The sequence below is a fragment of the Cupriavidus sp. NPDC089707 genome (genome assembly GCF_044748965.1).
Taxonomy (GTDB): domain Bacteria; phylum Pseudomonadota; class Gammaproteobacteria; order Burkholderiales; family Burkholderiaceae; genus Cupriavidus.
In genome coordinates this window covers 199299-220383 of the sequence record NZ_JBIVHB010000003.1, presented here as the reverse complement: position 1 = coordinate 220383, position 21085 = coordinate 199299, and the positions used below count along the sequence as shown (strand labels likewise).

18 protein-coding genes are annotated in these 21085 nt (G+C 67.8%); all 18 read left to right on the top strand.

From position 1 onward, the window contains the following. The first annotated feature begins 73 nt into the window (after positions 1-73). The 18 genes from ACIP1U_RS07315 to ACIP1U_RS07230 all read left to right on the top strand — a co-directional run bounded on the left by ACIP1U_RS07315 (position 74) and on the right by ACIP1U_RS07230 (position 20943). On the top strand, positions 74-2227 hold the full coding sequence (locus tag ACIP1U_RS07315; RefSeq protein ID WP_400313306.1) for a D-(-)-3-hydroxybutyrate oligomer hydrolase: 2154 nt from the start codon (positions 74-76) through the stop codon (positions 2225-2227). Then, positions 2227-3105 (top strand): MaoC/PaaZ C-terminal domain-containing protein, encoded by an 879-nt coding sequence (locus ACIP1U_RS07310; protein ID WP_400313304.1) that lies wholly within the window; start codon positions 2227-2229, stop codon positions 3103-3105. Before ACIP1U_RS07315 ends, ACIP1U_RS07310 begins: the two co-directional genes overlap by 1 nt. Before the next feature lie 195 nt (positions 3106-3300). Then, positions 3301-5889: an ATP-dependent chaperone ClpB gene (gene clpB / locus ACIP1U_RS07305; protein ID WP_400313301.1), complete on the top strand. Its 2589-nt coding sequence runs from the start codon at positions 3301-3303 to the stop codon at positions 5887-5889. A 405-nt stretch (positions 5890-6294) separates the two neighbouring features. Continuing rightward, entirely contained in the window at positions 6295-7299 is a 1005-nt protein-coding gene (locus ACIP1U_RS07300) for a sulfate ABC transporter substrate-binding protein (protein ID WP_400313298.1), read from the top strand. A gap of 74 nt (positions 7300-7373) precedes the next feature. Beyond that, positions 7374-8018 (top strand): NADPH-dependent FMN reductase, encoded by a 645-nt coding sequence (ssuE, locus tag ACIP1U_RS07295; protein ID WP_400313296.1) that lies wholly within the window; start codon positions 7374-7376, stop codon positions 8016-8018. Between the two features lie 180 nt (positions 8019-8198). Then, positions 8199-9236: a sulfonate ABC transporter substrate-binding protein gene (locus tag ACIP1U_RS07290; protein ID WP_400313294.1), complete on the top strand. Its 1038-nt coding sequence runs from the start codon at positions 8199-8201 to the stop codon at positions 9234-9236. A gap of 39 nt (positions 9237-9275) precedes the next feature. Further along, positions 9276-10448, top strand: a complete 1173-nt coding sequence (ssuD, locus tag ACIP1U_RS07285) for an FMNH2-dependent alkanesulfonate monooxygenase (RefSeq protein WP_400313292.1) — start codon at positions 9276-9278, stop codon at positions 10446-10448. An 11-nt stretch (positions 10449-10459) separates the two neighbouring features. Beyond that, positions 10460-11263, top strand: coding sequence for an aliphatic sulfonate ABC transporter permease SsuC (ssuC, locus tag ACIP1U_RS07280; protein ID WP_400313289.1), 804 nt, complete (start codon positions 10460-10462; stop codon positions 11261-11263). 36 nt (positions 11264-11299) lie between these two features. Continuing rightward, the gene (locus tag ACIP1U_RS07275; protein WP_400313287.1) at positions 11300-12241 is read left to right on the top strand and encodes an ATP-binding cassette domain-containing protein; all 942 of its coding nucleotides are present in this window, start codon (positions 11300-11302) and stop codon (positions 12239-12241) included. 103 nt (positions 12242-12344) lie between these two features. After that, positions 12345-13226 (top strand): EAL domain-containing protein, encoded by an 882-nt coding sequence (locus ACIP1U_RS07270; protein ID WP_400313285.1) that lies wholly within the window; start codon positions 12345-12347, stop codon positions 13224-13226. Further along, complete coding sequence (locus ACIP1U_RS07265) at positions 13223-13909, top strand: RBBP9/YdeN family alpha/beta hydrolase (RefSeq protein WP_400313284.1); 687 nt, start codon at positions 13223-13225, stop codon at positions 13907-13909. The genes ACIP1U_RS07270 and ACIP1U_RS07265 overlap by 4 nt, the downstream gene beginning before the upstream one ends. Positions 13910-14047: 138 nt before the next feature. Then, on the top strand, positions 14048-15001 hold the full coding sequence (gene cysT, locus ACIP1U_RS07260; protein ID WP_400313282.1) for a sulfate ABC transporter permease subunit CysT: 954 nt from the start codon (positions 14048-14050) through the stop codon (positions 14999-15001). Position 15002: 1 nt separating this feature from the next. Beyond that, positions 15003-16004, top strand: coding sequence for a sulfate ABC transporter permease subunit CysW (gene cysW / locus ACIP1U_RS07255; protein WP_400313279.1), 1002 nt, complete (start codon positions 15003-15005; stop codon positions 16002-16004). Positions 16005-16015: 11 nt separating this feature from the next. Continuing rightward, a complete protein-coding gene (locus ACIP1U_RS07250) occupies positions 16016-17128 on the top strand; it encodes a sulfate/molybdate ABC transporter ATP-binding protein (protein ID WP_400313278.1) in 1113 nt (370 codons plus the stop codon). Continuing rightward, entirely contained in the window at positions 17125-18069 is a 945-nt protein-coding gene (locus ACIP1U_RS07245) for a CysB family HTH-type transcriptional regulator (RefSeq protein WP_400313275.1), read from the top strand. Before ACIP1U_RS07250 ends, ACIP1U_RS07245 begins: the two co-directional genes overlap by 4 nt. 322 nt (positions 18070-18391) lie before the next feature. Next, the gene (locus tag ACIP1U_RS07240) at positions 18392-18796 is read left to right on the top strand and encodes a terminase (protein WP_400313272.1); all 405 of its coding nucleotides are present in this window, start codon (positions 18392-18394) and stop codon (positions 18794-18796) included. Between the two features lie 9 nt (positions 18797-18805). Continuing rightward, entirely contained in the window at positions 18806-19969 is a 1164-nt protein-coding gene (locus ACIP1U_RS07235) for a sensor histidine kinase (protein WP_400313269.1), read from the top strand. A 128-nt stretch (positions 19970-20097) separates the two neighbouring features. Beyond that, the gene (locus ACIP1U_RS07230; RefSeq protein WP_400313266.1) at positions 20098-20943 is read left to right on the top strand and encodes a LytR/AlgR family response regulator transcription factor; all 846 of its coding nucleotides are present in this window, start codon (positions 20098-20100) and stop codon (positions 20941-20943) included. Positions 20944-21085 lie beyond the last annotated feature (142 nt).

The following is a 21085-nucleotide window of genomic DNA, read 5'->3' as shown; positions in this document are numbered from 1 at the left end:
TGTCCGCAGTCTCCGCTGTTCTCCATCGATGCTTGTTTCTACCGCCCGACACGGGCGACAGAAGGAGGGTGACATGCATTCCAAGCAGTTTCCGCCGCTGCAAGAAAGCCGCCTGCGGCGCACGGTTTTCGCCATCGCAGCCGCGATGCTGGCCAGTGCCTGCGGCTCAGGCGATGACAACAATGGCAACGGAAACAACCCCAACACCAAGCCTGCCTACATCGGCACGGTCACCATCAACAGCTACAACGGCAGCAGCGACGACCTGCTGACCGCGGGGCTCGGCAAGGACGGGCTCGCCAGCGCGACGGCGCCGGTGCCCGCCAATGCCACAGCGCCCACCGCGGCGGAGTTGCGGCGCTATGCGATCTACGCCAACTACCGCGCCATCGTCGATACCACCGCGGCTGGCGGTTATGGCTCGCTGTACGGCCCCAACGTGGACGCGCAGGGCAATGTCACCGGCGCGGAAGGCAAGATCGCCGGCGTGGAATACCTGGCGTATTCGGACGACGGCACGGGCCAGCAGAACGTGACCATGCTGGTGCAGATCCCCGCTGGCTTCGATACCACCAGGCCGTGCGTGATTACCGCCACGTCGTCGGGTTCGCGCGGTGTCTATGGCGCCATTGCCACCGGCGAATGGGGACTGAAGCGCGGCTGCGCGGTGGCTTACACCGACAAGGGCACCGGTGCCGCGCCGCACGACCTGGATACCGATACCGTGCCGCTGATCGACGGCACGCGCACTACGCGCGCAGCCGCCGGCAAGAATGCGCAGTTCTCCGCCCCCGCCGGTGCCACGTCGCTGGCCGACTTCACCGCCGCCAGCCCGCACCGGCTCGCGTTCAAGCACGCGCATTCGCAGCGCAATCCGGAGAAGGACTGGGGCAAGTTCACGCTGCAGGCGGTGGAGTTCGCGATCTGGGCGATCAACGACCGCTTCGGCGCAGTGTCGGCCAACGGCACGCGCCAGCGCAGCATGGACAAGAGCAAGATCCTGGTGATTGCCTCCAGCGTCTCCAACGGTGGTGGCGCCGCGGTGGCGGCGGCCGAGCAGGATGCCGACGGCCTGATCGATGGCGTGGCCGTGGGCGAACCGAACCTCAACATGCCGCCAGATGCTGGCGTGGTGGTGCGGCGCGGCGGCGTGCAGGTGTCGTCCTCGGGCCGCACGCTGTATGACTACACCAGCACGGCCAACCTGCTGCAGCACTGCGCCGCGCGCACCACCGCGCTGACGCAGTCCCCCTTCTACGACAACCCGACCATGGCGCCATTCTTCGCTGCCCGCTGCACCACGCTGGCGGAAAGGGGCCTGGTCACCGGCACCAATACCAGCGAGCAGAGCGCCAGCGCCCTGCAGGCCCTGCATGAAGCGGGCTGGGAGTCCGAATCCGATGATCTGCACCCGTCGCTGGCAGCCTTCGACACCGCTGCCGCGATCACCGTGACCTACGCCAACGCCTACGCGCAGGCGAGCGTGACCGACAAGCTGTGCGGCTACAGCTTCGCCAACACGCTGACCGACCTGAAGCCCGCGGCGATCGCCCCCGCTGCGCTGGCGTCGATGTTCGCCACCGGCAACGGCATCCCGCCGCAGCCGCCCTCGGTGCAGCTGATCAACGACCTCGACCCGACGCACGGCCCGTACCTGAACCTGTTTTCCGTGTCGGCATCGAACGGCCGCACCGATCTCAACTACGATGGCGCCGATTGCCTGCGCAAGCTGCTGGCCGGCACCGACGCCGCGGCGCGCGCCTTGCAGGCGGGCCAGGCGCTGACGCTGCGCAACGGCAATCTGCGCGGCAAGCCGGCGGTGATCGTGCATGGCCGCAGCGATGGACTGCTGCCAGTGAACCATACCTCGCGCCCGTACCTGGGGCTGAACCGGCAGAAGGAGGGCGTGACCAGCAAGCTGTCGTACATCGAGGTGGAGAACGCCCAGCATTTCGATGCCTTTATCGGGCTGGTGCCGGGCTACAGCAACCGCTATGTGCCGCTCCATGTCTACCTGAACCGCGCGCTCGATGCCGTCTACGACAACCTGACCACGGGCAAGGCGCTGCCGCCATCGCAGGTGGTGCGCACCACGCCGCGCGGCGGCATTACCAACACCACCACCGCGCCGACGCTGCTGCCGTCCAATGTCCCGCCGATCGCCGCCACACCCGCGCCAGGCAATGCGATCACCGTCAATGCTTCGACCGTAGAGGTGCCCAACTGATGAGCGACGCCATGCCGCGCGTGCTGACGCAACGCGACTTCGACCGCTTCGCCGCGCTGTCGCGCGACGACAATCCGATCCACTGCGATCCGGCCTTTGCCCGCGGCACGCATTTCGGTGCCACGGTGGCGCACGGCATGTTCCTGTTCTCGCTGCTGTGCGGCCATACCTGGCGGGAGCTTGCCGCGCCCGCGCTGCCGGTGGCGCAGACGCTGATGTTCCCGACACCGGCCTTTGCCGGCGACGTGGTGGCGTTTGCGCTGGTCCCGCAGCCGCAGCCGCAGGCAGGGCTGGCTGGTTTCGGCACCACGGTCAGCGCGGGGATCCCCGGCGCGGCGCCGCGCGTCGCGGCCGCGGGCGAATCGTCGTGGCTGGCCGAGGTAGCGCCGGGCCGGCTGCCATCATGGCGGGGCGCGCAGCCGGAGGCCGAGGGCGATCCGGCGCTGTACGGCCTGCGCCCCGGGCAGTCGGCCAGCGCCACGCGCGCCTTCACAGCAGCCGATATCGGCGAGTACGTCGCCTTGACGGGCGATGCCAACCCGTATCACGCCGACGCCGCCTTTGCCCGCGCGCGCGGGTTCGGCGAGGCGGCGGTGCCGCTGCCGCTGCTGGCCGGCATGTTCTCGGACCTGCTCGGCACGCGCTTGCCGGGGCGCGGCACCGGCTGGATGAAGCAATCGCTGCGCCTGGCCTCGGCAGCGCGGCTGGATGAGCCGCTGACGGCGCAGGTGCGCATCGTGCGGCTGCGCGCCGGCAAGGACCTGGTCAACCTGGCGAGCGTGGTCACCGGCGAGGATGGCCGCGTGGTCGTGCAGGGCGAGTCGCTGGTGCTGGTGCGCAACCTGGCGGACAAGGGCAGCGAGAGCCGGGCGGCATAGCAAGGTGCGTCACAAGGACCGCCGCGTATCGTTTGCTTCACTCAATAACGTGCGGCCGCGGTCCTTGAAATGTCGCGACAAAGCCTTATCTTTCGGATATCCAGTGTCCGGCAGGGCATCCAGGCAACCCGGCGGTGAAGCCCGGAGGCAGCGCCCCCCGCATCAGGACACGACCTATCCGAGAGAGGGATTCCTATGCGTCTTGACAAGCTGACCACCCGGTTCCAGGAAGCGCTGGCTGAAGCGCAAAGCCTGGCCCTGGCCAACGACAACCAATATATCGACCCGCAGCACGTGCTGCGCGCGCTGCTGTCGCAGGACGACGGCGCCGCCCGCGCGCTGCTCGCACGCGCCGGCGTCAACGTGCAGGGCCTGCAGACGGCGCTGGACGCCGCCATCAAGCGCCTGCCGCAGGTGCAGGGCACCAACGAGGTCCAGATCGGACGCGACTTGGTGAACCTGCTCAACGCCACCGAGAAAGAGGCGCTCAAGCGCGGCGACCAGTTCATCGCCAGCGAGCTGTTCCTGCTTGCCGTGTCCGACGACAAGGGTGACGCCGGCCGCATCGCGCGCGAGCATGGCCTGAACCGCAAGTCGCTGGAATCGGCCATCCAGGCCGTGCGCGGCGGAGAATCCGTCAACAGCGCCGAGGCCGAGGGCCAGCGCGAGGCGCTGAAGAAGTACACCATCGACCTGACCGAGCGCGCGCGCATCGGCAAGCTCGATCCCGTGATCGGCCGCGACGACGAGATCCGCCGCGCAATCCAGATCCTGCAGCGCCGCACCAAGAACAACCCGGTGCTGATTGGCGAACCTGGCGTGGGCAAGACCGCGATCGTGGAAGGGCTGGCGCAGCGCATCGTCAACGGCGAGGTGCCGGAAAGCCTGAAGAACAAGCGCGTGCTGGTGCTGGACATGGCTGGCCTGCTGGCCGGCGCCAAGTACCGCGGCGAGTTCGAGGAACGCCTGAAGGCCGTGCTGAACGACGTCGCCAAGGATGAGGGCCAGACCATCGTCTTCATCGATGAAATCCACACCATGGTCGGCGCGGGCAAGGCCGAGGGCGCGATCGACGCGGGCAATATGCTCAAGCCGGCGCTGGCGCGCGGCGAGCTGCACTGCATCGGCGCGACCACGCTGGACGAATACCGCAAGTACATCGAGAAGGATGCCGCGCTGGAGCGCCGCTTCCAGAAGGTGCTGGTCGACGAGCCCACGGTGGAAGCGACCATCGCCATCCTGCGCGGGTTGCAGGAGAAGTATGAGCTGCACCACGGCGTCGAGATCACCGACCCGGCGATCGTCGCAGCGGCGGAGCTGTCGCATCGCTATATCACCGACCGTTTCCTGCCCGACAAGGCGATCGATTTGATCGACGAGGCGGGTGCGCGCATCAAGATGGAAATCGACTCCAAGCCGGAGTCGATGGACAAGCTCGAGCGCCGCACCATCCAGCTCAAGATCGAGCGCGAAGCGGTCAAGAAAGAGACCGACGAAGCCTCGCTCAAGCGCCTGGACCTGATCGAGCAGGAGATCACGCGCCTGGAGAAGGAGTACGCCGACCTCGACGAGATCTGGAAGGCCGAGAAGGGCGCCGCGCAGGGCACGGCCGCGCTCAAGGAAGAGATCGAGAAGGTCAAGCTCGAGATTGCCAAGCTGCAGCGCGAAGGCAAGCTCGACAAGGTGGCCGAGCTGCAGTACGGCAAGCTGCCAGGCCTGGAAGGCAAGCTCAAGGCCGCGACCGACGCCGAAGCGAGCGAGCAGAAGCAGCCCAACAAGCTGCTGCGCACGCAGGTGGGCGCCGAGGAAATCGCCGAAGTGGTGAGCCGCGCGACCGGCATCCCGGTGTCGAAGATGATGCAGGGCGAGCGCGAGAAGCTGCTGAAGATGGAAGACCGCCTGCATGCGCGCGTGGTGGGGCAGGACGAGGCCGTGCGGCTGGTGTCCGATGCTATCCGCCGTTCGCGTGCCGGCCTGGCGGACGAGAACAAGCCCTATGGCTCGTTCCTGTTCCTGGGCCCGACCGGCGTCGGCAAGACTGAGCTGTGCAAGGCGCTGGCCGAGTTCATGTTCGATTCCGAAGAGCACCTGGTCCGCATCGACATGAGCGAATTCATGGAGAAGCACAGCGTCAGCCGCCTGATCGGCGCGCCGCCGGGATACGTGGGCTACGAGGAAGGCGGCTACCTGACCGAGGCCGTGCGCCGCAAGCCGTACAGCGTGGTGCTGCTCGATGAAGTCGAGAAGGCCCACCCGGACGTCTTCAACGTGCTGCTGCAGGTGCTGGACGATGGCCGCCTGACCGATGGCCAGGGCCGCACGGTGGACTTCAAGAACACGGTGATCGTGATGACGTCCAACCTGGGTTCGCAGATCATCCAGGCGATGAGCGGCGAGCCGCAGGAAGCGATCAAGGGCGCGGTCTGGCAGGAAGTGCGCACGCATTTCCGGCCGGAGTTCCTGAACCGGATCGATGAAGTCGTGGTGTTCCACGCGCTCGACCAGAAGAATATCGAGTCGATCACGCGCATCCAGCTGCAACGCCTGCAGGCCCGCCTGGCCCGCATGGATATGACGCTGGAGGTCAGCGACCATGCGCTGGAGAAGATCGCCAGTGCGGGTTACGACCCGGTGTTCGGGGCGCGTCCGCTCAAGCGGGCGATCCAGCAGCAAATCGAGAACCCGGTGGCGCGCGCCATCCTGGAAGGCAAGTTCACGGCGAAGGACGTGGTGCCGGTGGACTATGTGGATGGCGAGTTCACGTTCGGGCGGATGGTCGGCTAAGGCCCGCTGCGGGTTGGCCCGGACTTGACTTCGATCAAACCGGGGGCGGCGGCGACCCGATACCATTTGTCTTGTCATGGAGATGCGGGGGCGCTCTTCATGACTTGTCTACCCGTTTCCGGAATGGAAACTTCGCCCGCACCGGTTTGCCGGTGCGGGCGTTTTCTTTTGTGCGTGCCGGTAGCGGCACACCGCACCCCCTGGCGCCGCCGCCTTCCCCCTATGACGGCATGCCGATATTTCCGTCCGATCTTATGCAAAAAACAGTAAAGGATCGGCGAAACCATTCGTTCCGTTCAGATAGCCCCGTCGGTAGTCTTGCTCCTGACACAAGCCCGCCCCAGACGGCGGGCAAAGCAACCAGAGGCGCCTGGCGCCCATTCACGACAGACGGGAGCAACACAAATGATTCGCAAACTGGCCATTGGCCTGGCAGTTCTGGGCGCTCTGGGCGCGGCGCAGACCGCTTCGGCGACCAACCTGCTCAACGTTTCCTATGACCCGACGCGTGAACTGTACGTCGACGTCAACGCCGCCTTTGCCAAGGCCTGGAAGGCCCAGGGCGGCGACGCCGTGACCGTGCGCCAGTCGCATGGCGGATCCGGCAAGCAGGCCCGTTCGGTGATTGACGGCCTGGATGCCGACGTGGTGACGCTGGCGCTGGGCTACGACGTCGACGCCATCGCCGAGAAGGGCCTGATCAAGGCGGACTGGCAAAAGCGCCTGCCGCACAACGCTTCGCCCTACACCTCGACCATCGTGTTCCTGGTGCGCAAGGGCAACCCCAAAGGCATCAAGGACTGGAACGACCTGGTCAGGCCCGGCGTGCAGGTGATCACGCCGAATCCGAAGACCTCGGGCGGCGCGCGCTGGAACTACCTGGCTGCGTGGGGCTATGCGCTGCGCCAGCCGGGCGGCAATGAAACCAAGGCGCGCGAGTTTGTCGGCGCACTGCTCAAGCACGTGCCGGTGCTGGATTCCGGCGCGCGCGGGGCCACCACCACGTTCGTCGAGCGCGGCCTGGGCGACGTGCTGCTGGCCTGGGAAAACGAAGCCATCCTGGCCATCAAGGAACTGGGGCCGGACAAGTTCGAGATTGTCGCGCCGTCGATCTCGATCCTGGCTGAGCCGCCGGTGGCCGTGGTCGACAAGGTGGTCGACAAGAAGGGCACGCGCAAGGCCGCCGAGGCCTACCTGCAGTTCCTGTACACCGACGAAGGCCAGGAGATCGCCGCGAAGAACTACTACCGCCCGATCTCGCAGAAGGTGGCGGCCAAGTACGCGGCCAACTTCCCCAAGGTCAAGCTGTTCACCATCGATGAAGTGTTCGGCGGCTGGCAGAAGGCCCAGAAGACCCACTTCGCCGATGGCGGCTCGTTCGACCAGGTCTACCAGCCCGGCAAGAAATAAGTCATGAGGCCGGCGGGCCGGGCCGCGTGGGGCGGCCCGGCTCCTAGCCGGCCCACCAGAAGAAGGAAGCCCCGATGTCCATCCTGACGCTCTCCGGCAGCCCGTCGGTCCAGTCCCGCTCCGGCCTTGTGCTGGCGCACCTGCGCACCGCGCTGGAGGCTGCTGGCGAACGCACCCGCCACCTGGACCTGCGCGACCTGCCGGCGGGCCCGCTGCTGGCGGCGCGCGTGGACGACGACGCCATTGCCGCCGCCACCCGCGCGGTGGCCGAGGCCCAGGTGGTGGTGCTGGCCACGCCGGTCTACAAGGCCGCCTACAGCGGCCTGCTCAAGGCATTCCTGGACCTGCTGCCGCAAGCCGGCCTGCGCGACAAGATCGTGCTGCCGATCGCCACCGGCGGCAGCCTCGCCCATGCGCTGGCGATCGACTACGCGCTGCGCCCGGTCCTGTCCGCGCTGGGTTCGCGCCAGATCCTGCCCGGCATCTTTGCCGTGGACCAGCAGATCGAAACCTCCGCCTCCTCTGATTCCGGCGGCGTGCGCCAGGCGCGCTTTGACGCCGCGCTGTCCGCCCGCCTCGACGAAGGCCTGCTGCGCGTGCGCGACGCACTGGCCCATGCGCGCATCGAGGTCCCGCTCGACGCACTCGACGTTGTGCCCGGCGCTTTCGTGCAACGCGCCGCCGCTGCCGCCGTGGTGGCGGAGCGATGTACCGCCTGATCTGAATTCCTGATGCATTGGCGCCGGCCAAGCCGGCGCCAGCGGCACCCACTCCGCCATCCATGCCGCCAGCCATGCCACCGGCAACCCCGGCAGGCAGGGCGGGATGTTGCCCGCGGTTCCACACAGTCCGACTTCAGAACATGCGCCGGCTCCTTGACCGGCCCCGGAGGAAATCGCATGACCACCACCATCAAGCCGGCCGGATCGCTGCGCCGCCGCCTGTTTATCGCCGCGCTGGTTGCCGCCACCGGCCTGGCCTACGGCCTGCTGCCCGGCCGCGCCGAAGCGCAATCGAAGAACATCGACGCCAAGGTGCTGCGCATCGGCTACCAGAAGTACGGCACGCTGACGCTGCTGAAGGCGCGCGGCACGCTGGAAAAGCGGCTGGCGACGCAAGGCATCACCGTCAAGTGGACTGAATTCCCGGCCGGCCCGCAGCTGCTGGAAGGCCTCAATGTCGGCGCCGTCGACTTCGGCACCGTGGGCGAGGCCCCGCCGATCTTTGCGCAGGCCGCCGGCGCGCAGCTGGTTTATGTCGGCAACGAGCCGCCGGCGCCGACCGCCGAGGCCATTGTCGTGTCCAAAAGCTCGGCGCTGCGCTCGGTGGCCGAGCTCCGCGGCAAGCGCGTGGCCCTCAACAGGGGCTCGAACGTGCATTACCTGCTGGTGCGCCAGCTGGAGAAGGCCGGGCTGCAGTACAGCGATATCCAGCCGGTCTATCTGCCGCCCGCCGATGCGCGCGCCGCCTTCGAGCGCGGCTCGGTCGATGCCTGGGTGATCTGGGACCCGTTCCTCGCCGCCGCCGAGAAGCAGCTGGGCGCGCGCGTGCTGGCTGACGGTCGTGGCGCCGATGGCAAGAACGTGGTCAGCAACCATCAGTTCTACCTGGCGTCGCGCCCTTACGCACAGGCCAGGCCCGAGATCGTGCACCTGATCCTCGATGAACTGGCAACGCTGGGCACGTGGGCGGAAAAGAACCCCAAAGACGCGACCGCCGTGCTGACCGTCGAAACCGGCCTGCCCGCCGATGTGTTGGAACTGGCGGTCGCACGCTTTTCCTACGGTGCCCGCCCGGTCAGTGCCGACGTGCTGGCCGAACAGCAGCGCATCGCCGATACCTTCCACGCGCTCAAGCTGATCCCCAGGCCGGTCAAGGTGGCTGACGCGCGCTGGGACGTACCGCAACCGAGGCCGCAACAGCAGGCGCAGCGCTGATGCATCGCAAGGGCATCGCACAATAACAAGGAGCACGACATGCACGTATTCTGGTTTATCCCCACCCACGGCGACAGCCGCTACCTCGGCACTTCCGAAGGCGCGCGCGAAGTCAATTTCGACTACATGACGCAAGTCGCCGTAGCGGCCGACACGCTCGGCTATGAGGGGGTGCTGATCCCCACCGGCCGCTCTTGCGAAGACCCGTGGGTGACGGCGTCGGCCCTGTCGGCCGTGACGCAGCGCCTGAAATTCCTGGTCGCGGTGCGGCCGGGCCTGATGGCGCCGACGCTGGCCGCGCGCATGGCGGCGACCTTCGACCGTCTCTCCAATGGCCGGCTGCTGATCAACCTCGTCACCGGCGGCGACACCGCCGAGCTGGAGGGCGATGGCCTGTTCCTCGACCATACCGCTCGCTACGAGGCCTCGGCCGAATTCCTGCGCATCTGGCGCGACGTACTGGCGGCCAGCCATGACAGCGGCCAGATCGACTACCAGGGCAAGCACCTGAGCGTGAAGGGCGCGCGCGTCCTCTATCCGCCGCTGCAGCAGCCGCACCCGCCAGTGTACTTCGGCGGCTCGTCGGCGCCGGCGCATGCGCTGGCGGGCGAGCAGGTCGATACCTACCTGACCTGGGGCGAACCGCCGGCCGACGTGGCGCGGAAGCTGGAAGATGTTCGCCGGCACGCGGCGAAGCACGGCCGCACCGTCAAATTCGGCATTCGCCTGCACGTGATCGTGCGCGAGACCGATGCCGCCGCGTGGGCCGCCGCCGAAGACCTGATCAGCCGTCTCGACGACGAGACCGTGGCACGCGCGCAGTCGGTGTTTGCCAAGATGGATTCGGAAGGCCAGCGCCGGATGGCCGCGCTGCATGCTGGCGGTGCGCGTCGCACGCGCGCTGCGCTGGAAATCAGCCCCAACCTGTGGGCTGGCGTCGGCCTGGTGCGCGGCGGCGCGGGCACCGCGCTGGTGGGCGATCCGCACACCGTTGCCGAGCGCATGCGCGAGTACGCCGAACTCGGCATCGACACTTTCGTGCTGTCCGGCTACCCGCACCTGGAAGAGGCCTACCGCTTTGCCGAACTGGTGTTCCCGCTGCTGCCGCGCTCGGTGCGCGCGGTGTGCGAAAGGCTGCCGGGCAAGGTACTGTCGGGCCCGTTCGGCGAAGTCATGGCGACCGGCATCGTGCCGCGCGCCGCGCAGAGCTGAAGGAGGGCGGCATGAGCGCTCCGCATCTTCCGCCGCCGCGCCGGCATTCCGCCGCGCTGGCGCGCGCCGTGGCACCGTGGATCGTGCCGGTGCTGCTGATCGTGGCGTGGCAGGCTGCCTCACAGAACGGCTGGCTGTCGAACCGCGTGCTACCGGCCCCGTTGGCCGTGTTGCAGGCCGCCTGGGGCCTGGCCCGTTCGGGCGAGTTGTGGAAACACGTGGGCGTCAGCACCTGGCGCGCGCTGGCCGGGTTTGCCATCGGTGGCGGGCTGGGCCTGCTGCTGGGGCTGCTGACCGGCACCTTCCGCAGCGCGGCCACGCTGCTCGACAGCACGCTGCAGATGGTGCGCAACATCCCGCCGCTGGCGCTGATCCCGCTGGTGATCCTGTGGTTCGGCATCGACGAATCCGCCAAGCTGTTCCTGGTGGCGCTGGGGGTGTTCTTCCCGGTGTACCTGAACACCTACCATGGCATCCGCTCGGTCGACACCGGGCTGGTGGAAATGGCGCGCAGCTACGGGCTGTCTGGCTGGCAGTTGTACCGTGAAGTGATCCTGCCCGGCGCGTTGCCCGGGATCCTGGTGGGCGTGCGTTTTTCGCTCGGGCTGATGTGGGTGATCCTGATCGTCGCGGAGACCATCTCCGCGCAATCCGGCATCGGCTACATGACCATGAACGCGCGCGAGTTCCTGCAAACCGACGTGGTGCTGGTGGGCATCCTGCTCTACGCGCTGCTGGGCAAGCTGGCCGACCTGCTGTCGCGCGGTCTGGAGCGCTACTGGCTGCGCTGGCACCCGGGCTACGCGGCCGCCTGAACCACGCAACGCCGCACGTTCGGCAAGGAGATCGACATGCAGATGTATCCGGTGGAACAGGCCGCGCTGGCCGAACTGGAGGCGGGCCTCGCGCGCCGCGAGGCAGTCAGGCACGAGGCAGCGGCACCGCGCCGCCACGGTGGCGTTGCGCTGCGCTTGCGCCAGGTGGTCAAGCGTTATGACGGCCGCGAGGTGCTGCACGATGTGGCGCTCGACGTGGCGCCGGGAGAGTTCGTCGCCATCGTCGGTCGCAGCGGCTGCGGCAAAAGCACGCTGCTGCGGCTGGTGGCCGGGCTGGAGGGTGCCGACGGCGGCAGCATCGCGATCGACGGCGACGCACAGGAGCAGGGCAAAGGCAGCCGCAAGCGCGGCGCCGATGTGCGCGTGATGTTCCAGGATGCGCGGCTGCTGCCGTGGAAGCGCGTGCTGGATAACGTGGCGCTGGGCCTGCCGCGCGCGCGGCGCGGCGAAGCGGCCGAGGTGCTGGCGCAGGTGGGCCTGGCCGACCGCGCGCAGGCGTGGCCCGCACGGCTGTCCGGCGGGCAGCGGCAGCGCGTGGCGCTGGCGCGCGCGCTGGTGCATCTCCCGCAGCTGTTGCTGCTGGACGAGCCGCTGGGCGCGCTCGACGCGCTCACGCGCATCGAAATGCAGGGGCTGATCGAAGGCCTGTGGCGGCGGCTTGGCTTCACGGCGCTGCTGGTGACGCATGACGTCTCCGAGGCCGTGGCACTGGCGGACCGCATCGTGCTCATCGAGGATGGCCACATCGCCATGGACGAGCGTGTGGCGCTGGCGCGGCCGCGCCAGCGCGGCGCCGCTGGCTTCGCGCAGCTCGAAGCAGCGGTACTGCAGCGCGTGATGCGGCAAGCGCCGGCGGTGCCTTCGCCCCTCGATGCGGGCACGGAGCGCCGTGCGCAGCGCATCGACGACGGCGCGCACATCGACATGACGGAGTCTTCATTCGCCGGCGCCCGCTGAACTCCTATCATGAGCAGGCAGGCGCGCGCTGCGACAGCGCGCCGCTGCCATCACCCATCCGACATGGGACCCGACGCGGTCCGGTCAACCGAAGGAAATCGCCATGCCAGGCGTGCATGAACCCGCGAGCGCAGCCAATCCGCTGCAACGCTATCTGGAATCGCTGCCGCGCCAGCCGCTGGCCGACCGGCAACTGTGGCGCGACGCGCGCGGGCAGGTGCAGGGACAGTTCTTCAATTGCTCGCTCACCAGTGCCTTCGAACCGCTGGTGACGCTGGCCGACCGCCAGGTCGTGGCGCACGAAGGCTCGATCCATACCTATGCCGACGATGGCGTGGGCCTGGAGGCGTGGAAGCTGTTCGCCATGGCGGCCGACGACACCACGCTGGTGTCGCTGGACCGCCTGTCGCGGCTGCTGCACGCGATCAACTACTTTGCCGCCGACGGCGCGCACAAGCTGGTGCTGAACGTGCACAACCGGCTGCTCGCGGCGGTCGCCGACGACCATGGCGCCGCGTTCCGGCGCGCACTGCAGTCGCTGGGGTTGCCGCTGGAGCGCTTCGTGATCCAGGTGCCGGCCAGCGCCAACGACGACCTGCCGCTGCTGCTGCATGTGGTCGGCAACTATCGCCGCAACGGCTTCGCGGTCAGCCTGCAGGCGTCGGACCCGGCCGAGGCGGGCGCGCTGATGGCGCATGCGTTGCCGGACTGGCTCAAGCTCGACATGCGCCGCACCTGGACTGACCGCCAGCTGGCGGGCCTGCGCGCCAGCGCCGCCAATGCCGGCGTCACGCTGATCGGCCGGCGGCTGCAGAACGCCGAAAGCGTGGAGCGGCTGCAGGCCGCGGGCATCGACCTGGGGCAGGGCGCTTTCACCGGCGCGCTGGTCGGCACGGCCGGGCTGCGGGCGCAGGGGGCGGCCACAGTGGCTACAGCGGCCGCGGGCGTGCCAGCGGCACACGAACTCAGCAAGGAGCCGGTATGACGCAAGCGATCGGACCATTGGCAGGGCCATCATCGGCGGCGCACGCTACGCGCCTGGAAATTCCGCGGCACCTGCAGGTGCTGACCGTGCCGGGCCTGCATGGCAGCGGCCCGGGGCACTGGCAGAGCCGCTGGGAGCAGCGCTTTCCGGACTGGCAGCGTGTCGAGCAGCATGACTGGTCGCGCCCCAGTTTGCCGCTGTGGGCCGAGCGCGTCTCCGAAGGCGTGATGCGGGCGCAGCGCGTGGCCTCGCGCGGCGCGGTGCTGGTGGCGCACAGCTTTGGCTGCCTGGCGACGCTGCGGCAGGCGTCGCTGGACCCGGCGGGCATCTCCGGCGCACTGCTGGTGGCGCCGGCCGACCCCGACAAGTTCGGCGTCGCCAGCCTGCTGCCGACCTACCGCCTGCCATTCCCGACCATCCTGGTGGCCAGCCGCAACGATCCGTGGATGCCCCAGCGCACCGCTTTCAGCTGGGGCACGCTGTGGGGCAGCGAACTGATCGATGCCGGCCACCTGGGGCATATCAACGCCGATTCCGGCCTGGGCGACTGGGCCGAGGGCCTGGCGCTGCTGGACACGCTGGTGCAGCGCATCGCCGCCGCGGGTGATGCCGGCGCCACGGAAGTGTCTTCCACGCCATGGGAAGCCGGCCTGGAAGTGGTGCCGGGCGCTCCATATATCTAAACCGTCTAAGAAAATTCAGAAAGATTCGTTCTGTTTATAAAGGCGGATCTGCAGAATCTGTCTCGTAAGCCGGCGCAATATGCGCCGGCGTCATAAGGATCCGGCGCCCGAAGCCGGGCCGACCACAGACGAGACGACATGCCACCATCCCTCTCCCTGGCGGATGCCCCCACGCCGGGCGCCCCCGATGCGCCGGCCTCGCGTGCGCCACGTAGCCCCGCCAAGCAGCGCTTCACGGTGCTTCCCGGCTTTGGCCTGTCGCTGGGCTTCACGCTGTTCTACCTGACGCTGATCGTCCTGATTCCGCTGTCGGCGACGTTCCTGAAGACGTTCACGATGACGTGGGACGCGTTCTGGAGCGCGATCTCGTCGCCGCGCGTGGTGGCATCGCTGCAACTGAGCTTCGGCGCGTCGCTGATCGCCGCCATCGTCAATTCCGTGTTCGGACTGATCGTCGCCTGGGTGCTGGTGCGCTACCGCTTTCCGGGCAAGCGCCTGATCGATGCGCTGGTCGACCTGCCGTTCGCGCTGCCCACCGCAGTGGCCGGCATCGCGCTGACCGCGCTGTTCGCCGGCAACGGCTGGATTGGCCGTTACCTTGAGCCGCTCGGCATCAAGGTCGCGTTCACGCCGCTGGGCGTGGTAGTGGCGCTGACCTTTATCGGCCTGCCGTTCGTGGTGCGCACGGTGCAGCCGGTGCTCGAAGACGTGGAGCAGGAACTGGAAGAGGCCGCCGCCAGCCTGGGCGCCAACCGGCTGCAGACCTTCCGGCGCGTGATCCTGCCGGCGATCCTGCCAGCACTGCTGACGGGTTTCGCGCTGTCTTTCGCGCGCGCCACCGGTGAGTACGGCTCGGTGGTCTTTATCTCCGGCAATATGCCGATGGTGTCGGAGATCGCGCCGCTGATGATTTATTCCAAGCTGGAGCAATACGACTATGCCGGCGCCACCGCCGTGGCGGTGGTGATGCTGGTGATCTCGTTCGGGCTGCTGCTGTTGATCAACCTGCTGCAGGCCTGGACGCGCCGCCACCAGTCAGGCGCGCGCGCCGCGCTGGCACCGGAAGCGCCCGCGACGGGCAAGGAGTTCTGACATGGCGGGCGCAGTCTCGGGACGCCTGGGCGCGCAGCGCCAGGAACGGGCGCATCACAAGTTCGACGCCACCGGCGAGGCGCCATGGGTGCGCTACACGCTGATCACGCTGGCGGTGCTGTTCCTCACGCTGTTCCTGTTCGTGCCGCTGGCTTCGGTCTTCTACGAAGCGCTGCGCAAGGGCGTGCAGACCTACTTTGAAGCGCTGATCGAACCCGATGCCGTGGCCGCGATCCAGCTCACGCTGACGGTGGCGGCGATCGCGGTGCCGCTGAACGTGGTGTTCGGCGTGGCAGCGGCGTGGGCCATCGCCAAGTTCGAATTCCGCGGCAAGAACCTGCTGATCACGCTGATCGACCTGCCGTTCTCGGTGTCGCCGGTGATCTCGGGCCTGGTTTACGTGCTGCTGTTCGGCGCGCAGGGCTGGTTCGGCCCGTGGCTGGAAGCGCATGACATCAAGATCATGTTCGCGGTGCCCGGCATCGTGCTGGCGACGATCTTCGTGACCTTCCCCTTCGTGGCGCGTGAGCTGATCCCGCTGATGCAGGCGCAGGGCAGCGAAGAGGAAGAGGCCGCGATCGTGCTGGGCGCCTCGGGCTGGCAGACCTTCCGCCATATCACGCTGCCCAATATCCGCTGGGGCCTGCTGTACGGCGTGATCCTGTGCAATGCGCGGGCGATGGGCGAGTTCGGCGCGGTGTCGGTGGTATCGGGCCATATCCGCGGGCTGACCAACACCATGCCGCTGCATGTAGAGATCCTCTACAACGAGTACAACTTTGGGGCGGCCTTCGCGGTGGCCTCGCTGCTGACGCTGCTGGCGCTGGTCACCCTCGGCATCAAGACGCTGGTGGAATGGCGCGCGCGCAAAGAGACGGAAGAGGCCGTGATCGAGCGGCCAATCGGAGCAACGGCAACAACGGCAACAACGGCAACAACGGCAACAACGGCAACAACGGCAACAACGGCAACCGCGGGAACCTCCCTGCAAGCATCCGTGTAAGGAACGGCATCATGAGCATCCAGGTCAAGAACGTAGAGAAGCGCTTTGGCGATTTCGTCGCGCTGGACAATGTCTCGCTCGATTTCGACGAAGGCGAGCTGACTGCGCTGCTGGGGCCGTCCGGTTGCGGCAAGACTACGCTGCTGCGCATCATCGCCGGCCTGGAGCGCGCCGACGCGGGCCAGATCGTGCTGGCCGGGCGCGATGCCTCGGACCAGCATGTGCGCCAGCGCCAGGTGGGCTTCGTGTTCCAGCACTATGCGCTGTTCAAGCATATGAGCGTGTTCGAGAACGTGGCCTTCGGCCTGCGCGTGAAGCCGCGCGCCGAACGCCCCAGCGAAGCGCAGATCCGCGAGAAGGTGCATTCGCTGCTGGACCTGGTCCAGCTCGACTGGCTGGCCGACCGCTACCCGTCGCAGTTGTCGGGCGGCCAGCGCCAGCGTATCGCCCTGGCGCGCGCGCTGGCGGTGGAGCCGCGCGTGCTGCTGCTCGACGAGCCCTTCGGCGCGCTTGACGCCAAGGTGCGCAAGGAACTGCGGCGCTGGCTGCGCCGCCTGCACGATGAACTGCACGTGACCAGCGTGTTCGTCACGCACGACCAGGAAGAGGCGCTGGAAGTGGCCGACCAGGTGGTGCTGATGAACCGCGGCCACGTTGAGCAGTACGGCTCGCCCGAGGCGGTCTACAACCATCCGGCCACGCCGTTCGTGTTCGGCTTTCTCGGCAATGTGAACCTCTTCCACGGCCGCCTGGAAGTGGGCGAGACCGGCGGCCTGCTGCATACCGGCGAAGCGGTGCTGCCGGTGGTCGGCAGCGGCCACGAGACTGCCGGCGATGCGGTCGCGTATGTCCGTCCGCACGACCTGGACCTGGAGCGCTATTCGCCCGGCGCCGACGGCATTGCCGTGACGCTGCGCCGCGCGCTGACGCTGGGCCCGGTGGCCCAGCTCGAACTCGAGCGTGAAGACAACCAGGACGTGATCGAAGTGGCGCTGCCCCTCGAGCGCTTCCGCCACGCGGGCTTCCGCGAGGGCGAACTGCTCGCCGTGCGGCCGCGCCAATTGCGCGTCTTTACGCAAGCCAACGGCACTGCCTCCAACCAAAAACAAGAGGCCGCACGATGAACTTCCAGCAACTCCGATCGATCCGCGAGGCGGTGCGCCGCCAGTTCAACCTGACCGAGGTCGCCAACGCGCTCTATACCTCGCAGCCCGGCGTGTCGCGCCAGATCCGCGAGCTGGAAGAAGAGCTGGGCGTGGAGATTTTCGAGCGCTACGGCAAGCGCCTGACCGGGCTGACCGAGCCCGGCCGCGAGATCGTGCGCATCGTCGAGCGCCTGCTGCTTGAAGCCGAGAACCTGCGCCAGGCCGGCGACGAGTTCGCCGGCCGCCATACCGGGCGCCTGACCGTTGCCACCACGCACACGCAGGCGCGCTACGCGCTGCCGCGCGTGGTGCAGGCCTTCCGCCGCGAATACCCGCACGTGACGCTGGCGCTGCAGGAAGCGTCGCCGACGCATATCGTCGAGCTGCTGCTGACGGGGCAGGCCGATATCGGCATCGCCACCGAAGCGCTGGCGACCGAAGCCGGCCTGACCTCGTTCGAGGCCTACAGCTGGCAGCACGTGCTGGTGGTCTCGCCCGACCATCCGCTCACGCGCCTGCCCGAGCCCACGCTCGAGGACGTGGCGGGCTTCCAGCTCATTACCTACGACGCCGGCTTCACCGGCCGCCGCAAGATCGACAGCGCTTTCGCCGAGGCCGGGCTGCAGCCGGAGATTGTGCTGACCGCGCTGGATGCAGACGTGATCAAGACCTACGCCGAGCTGGAGCTGGGTGTGGGCATCATCGCCTCGATGGCGTACGACGAGCGCAAGGATTCCGGCCTGGTGCGCATCAATGCCGACCACCTGTTCGCGTCCAACACCACCAGCGTAGCCGTGCGCCGCGGCGCCTACCTGCGCGGCTATGCGCACGCCTTCATCAATATGTTCGCGCCGCACCTGTCGCGCGATACCGTCAGCAGCGCGCTGTCGGAGCAGGACCGGCAGGCGCTGGCGGCCTGAGCGGCACCTGCACCCGCCTTGCGCCGGGCCTGGCGCGGCGCCGGATGGCGCCAGCGGCACCTCGCCGCCTTCCGCGCGCGCCATCTGCCCCTGCACGGTGCCGTTCGCGCCCCGTGTCCACCGTTCGTCGCAACAGGCTTTCTTCGCGCCCGGGTGAAGGGTAAAGTCCTTGCACGTGCCGCGCATTGCCAGTCAGGCTTGCGCTGCGCAATTTCCGCAGCGCAACAGATATTGCGCGCGGCTGCCCGTCCGCCTGTATGTGGGCAAGGAAAGCAGGCAAGGAACGTTGGCAAGGAAAGAGGGGCAAGGGAGAGAGACGATCATGCGTGAAGAACCGCTGCTGCGCTGGCAGTGGCGCGGCTATGGCCGCAACCACCAGCATCCCCGCAACCTGCTGCTGCATATCGTGGCCGTGCCGATGTTCATGGCGGGCACGGTGCTGGGCCTCTACGGCATTTTGCGGCTTAGCCTGCCGGCGGTGGCGCTGGGGCTGGTATGCATGGGTATGTCGCTGGCGCTGCAGGGGCGCGGGCACCGGTTGGAGGCCAACGCGCCGGAGCCGTTTGCCGGTCCGGCGGACATCGTCGGACGTATCTTCGCCGAGCAATGGATCACCTTCCCGCGCTATGTGCTGTCAGGGCAGTGGTGGCGTGCGCTGACCGGTGAGTGTGGCACGCGCGTCACGTCGGGGGATTGCGCCGATTGCGCCGAGACCAGTCAACGCTAACATACCGCCATGAACCGCTGCTTTTCCTCCGTCGCCACCGCGCCACCGTCGCGGCTCACCATCCTCGGCCGCGACCTGCTGTTCGTGCTGTGCATGAACACGGTGATTGCCGTCAGCCTCAACTATGGTTTCCAGACTGGCGGCACGCTCTGGCACAATTTTGTCTATAGCCAGCTGATCGGCTTGTCGATCTGGCTGCTGATCGATATCCCCCGCGTCGGCATCTGGTGGAACGATCGGCCGCGCCGCTGGCCCTTCCTGCTGCTGGCAGCCGCCGCGGTACCCACCGGCGTGGTGATCGGCGGCTGGGCCACGCGCGTGGCGCTGGACCTGCCGCCCAAGTCAGTGGCCGAAACCGGCGACATGCTGCGCATGTGCCTGGTGGTGGGCATGCTGGCATCGGCGTCGATGATCTACTTCTACTGGTCGCGCGAGAAGCTTGCCTACCTGGAGCGCCAGGCCGCGCTTGACGCGCTGCAGCGCGAGGAAGCGGAAAAGCAACTGGTGCGCGCGCAGCTGATGGCGCTGCAGGCGCAGATCGAGCCGCACTTCCTGTTCAACTCGCTCGCCAACCTCGACGGCCTGATCGCTACCGACCCGCCCGCCGCGCGCCAGCTGCTGCAGCGCCTGATCGGCTTTCTGCGCATGTCGCTGGCCCACACCCGGGCCGAGCAATGCACGCTGCGTCAGGAGTTCGAGCTGCTGCGCAGCTACCTGGACATCCAGGGCATGCGCTTCGGCCAGCGTCTGTCGTATGACATCGACCTGCCGCGCGAGCTGGCCAAGGTCGAGATCCCGCCCATGCTGATCCAGCCGCTGGTGGAGAATGCGGTCACGCACGGTATCGAGCCTTGCATGATCGGCGGCCATATCCGCCTGTCGGCGCGCGCCGCCGGCGACGATGCGGTGCAGGTGATCATCGCCGATACCGGCGTGGGCTTCGGCCAGGCGTCCGGCAAGGGCTCGGGGCTGGGCATCACCCATGTGCGCGAGCGGCTGGCACGGATCTTCGGGGCCGCCGCCAGCATGCAGATGGAAGAAAACACGCCGCGCGGTGTGGTGGTTCGGCTGACGCTGCCGCTAGTGCGCCCGGTCGAGGCGCCGACGCTGACGCAGACGGTCACCGTGCCGGAGAGCATGCCGGTGACTTCGCCGGCTATCCAGCGAACCTGAGCGCGCCTGTAGCGACCGCCTGCAATTTGAATTCGATAACCAAAGGTGCTGCGACAACCAAAGGCGCGGCGTAGGGCGGCGCCGTCAGCGTCGCCCCGGATTCCTCACTGCCCCCAACCATCGCCCCCATGACCCCGACCCTTCTGATCGCCGACGACGAAGCGCTGCTCGCGCGCGTGCTGGAATCCGAACTGAAGTCGCTGTGGCCCGAGGCCCGTATCGTTTCGGTCGTGCACGACGGCATGGCCGCGCTGGCCGCCGCGCGCGAGCACCAGCCGCGCGTGGCGTTCCTGGATATCCGCATGCCGGGCATGAGCGGCATGGACGTGGCGCGCGAGCTGATCGAGTTTGATATCCCGCCGCTGGTGGTCTTTGTCACTGCCTACGACCAGTTTGCGCTGGAAGCCTTCGAGCGCGCCGCGGTCGACTATGTGCTCAAGCCAGTGCAGCGCGAGCGGCTGGAAGCGACCGTGTGCCGCCTCAAGGAGCGCCTGCAGGCAATGTCCGATCCGTCGGACGATCAGGACGACGAGGCGGATGACAGCGCCGAGGCGGATGCCGCCATGCTCGACACCGACCGCCTGGGCCAACTGCTGGCACGGCTGGAGTCTCTCGAGCACGCCACGCCCGGCGGCGCGGCGCAGCGCCAGTACCTGCGCTTTATCAAGGCATTGGTCGGGCAGGAGGTCCGCATCATCCCGGTCGACGAGGTGATCTACCTGGAAGCCACCGACAAGTACGTCAACGTGGTCTCCAGCGCCGGTGAGGCGCTGATCCGCACCAGCCTGCGCGAACTGACTCAGCAACTGGATCCGGAGCGTTTCTGGCAGGTCCACCGTGGCACGGTGGTCAACATCGACTGCGTGGCCAGTGCGGTCAACCAGTCGCTGGGACGGCTGTCGCTGCGGCTGCGCGACCGGCCCGAGCTGCTGCCGGTGGCGCGCCAGTACGCGCACCTGTTCAAGCAGATGTAGGGATCGCGGCAAGCGGCGCAGCCGCCACCCGGCTGCAGCATGGCGCGGTTTTCCTCTATGATGCGGGCTTCGGCCCGCATTTTTTGTTGGCTGGCCGCATCACTCCCGCCGCAGCCCGCTACCGGACCTTCCACCCGCACCT

Excerpts from the sequence above, each read along its gene's own strand:
- ACIP1U_RS07245 (WP_400313275.1), top strand. The coding sequence starts at position 17,125 with ATGAACTTCCAGCAACTCCGATCGATCCGCGAGGCGGTGCGCCGCCAG.
- ACIP1U_RS07290 (WP_400313294.1), top strand. The coding sequence starts at position 8,199 with ATGACCACCACCATCAAGCCGGCCGGATCGCTGCGCCGCCGCCTGTTT.
- ACIP1U_RS07230 (WP_400313266.1), top strand. The coding sequence starts at position 20,098 with ATGACCCCGACCCTTCTGATCGCCGACGACGAAGCGCTGCTCGCGCGC.
- ssuD (WP_400313292.1), top strand. The coding sequence starts at position 9,276 with ATGCACGTATTCTGGTTTATCCCCACCCACGGCGACAGCCGCTACCTC.
- ACIP1U_RS07275 (WP_400313287.1), top strand. The coding sequence starts at position 11,300 with ATGCAGATGTATCCGGTGGAACAGGCCGCGCTGGCCGAACTGGAGGCG.
- ACIP1U_RS07270 (WP_400313285.1), top strand. The coding sequence starts at position 12,345 with ATGCCAGGCGTGCATGAACCCGCGAGCGCAGCCAATCCGCTGCAACGC.
- ACIP1U_RS07250 (WP_400313278.1), top strand. The coding sequence starts at position 16,016 with ATGAGCATCCAGGTCAAGAACGTAGAGAAGCGCTTTGGCGATTTCGTC.
- ACIP1U_RS07240 (WP_400313272.1), top strand. The coding sequence starts at position 18,392 with ATGCGTGAAGAACCGCTGCTGCGCTGGCAGTGGCGCGGCTATGGCCGC.
- ACIP1U_RS07235 (WP_400313269.1), top strand. The coding sequence starts at position 18,806 with ATGAACCGCTGCTTTTCCTCCGTCGCCACCGCGCCACCGTCGCGGCTC.
- ACIP1U_RS07265 (WP_400313284.1), top strand. The coding sequence starts at position 13,223 with ATGACGCAAGCGATCGGACCATTGGCAGGGCCATCATCGGCGGCGCAC.
- cysW (WP_400313279.1), top strand. The coding sequence starts at position 15,003 with ATGGCGGGCGCAGTCTCGGGACGCCTGGGCGCGCAGCGCCAGGAACGG.
- clpB (WP_400313301.1), top strand. The coding sequence starts at position 3,301 with ATGCGTCTTGACAAGCTGACCACCCGGTTCCAGGAAGCGCTGGCTGAA.
- ACIP1U_RS07315 (WP_400313306.1), top strand. The coding sequence starts at position 74 with ATGCATTCCAAGCAGTTTCCGCCGCTGCAAGAAAGCCGCCTGCGGCGC.
- cysT (WP_400313282.1), top strand. The coding sequence starts at position 14,048 with ATGCCACCATCCCTCTCCCTGGCGGATGCCCCCACGCCGGGCGCCCCC.
- ssuC (WP_400313289.1), top strand. The coding sequence starts at position 10,460 with ATGAGCGCTCCGCATCTTCCGCCGCCGCGCCGGCATTCCGCCGCGCTG.
- ACIP1U_RS07300 (WP_400313298.1), top strand. The coding sequence starts at position 6,295 with ATGATTCGCAAACTGGCCATTGGCCTGGCAGTTCTGGGCGCTCTGGGC.
- ssuE (WP_400313296.1), top strand. The coding sequence starts at position 7,374 with ATGTCCATCCTGACGCTCTCCGGCAGCCCGTCGGTCCAGTCCCGCTCC.
- ACIP1U_RS07310 (WP_400313304.1), top strand. The coding sequence starts at position 2,227 with ATGAGCGACGCCATGCCGCGCGTGCTGACGCAACGCGACTTCGACCGC.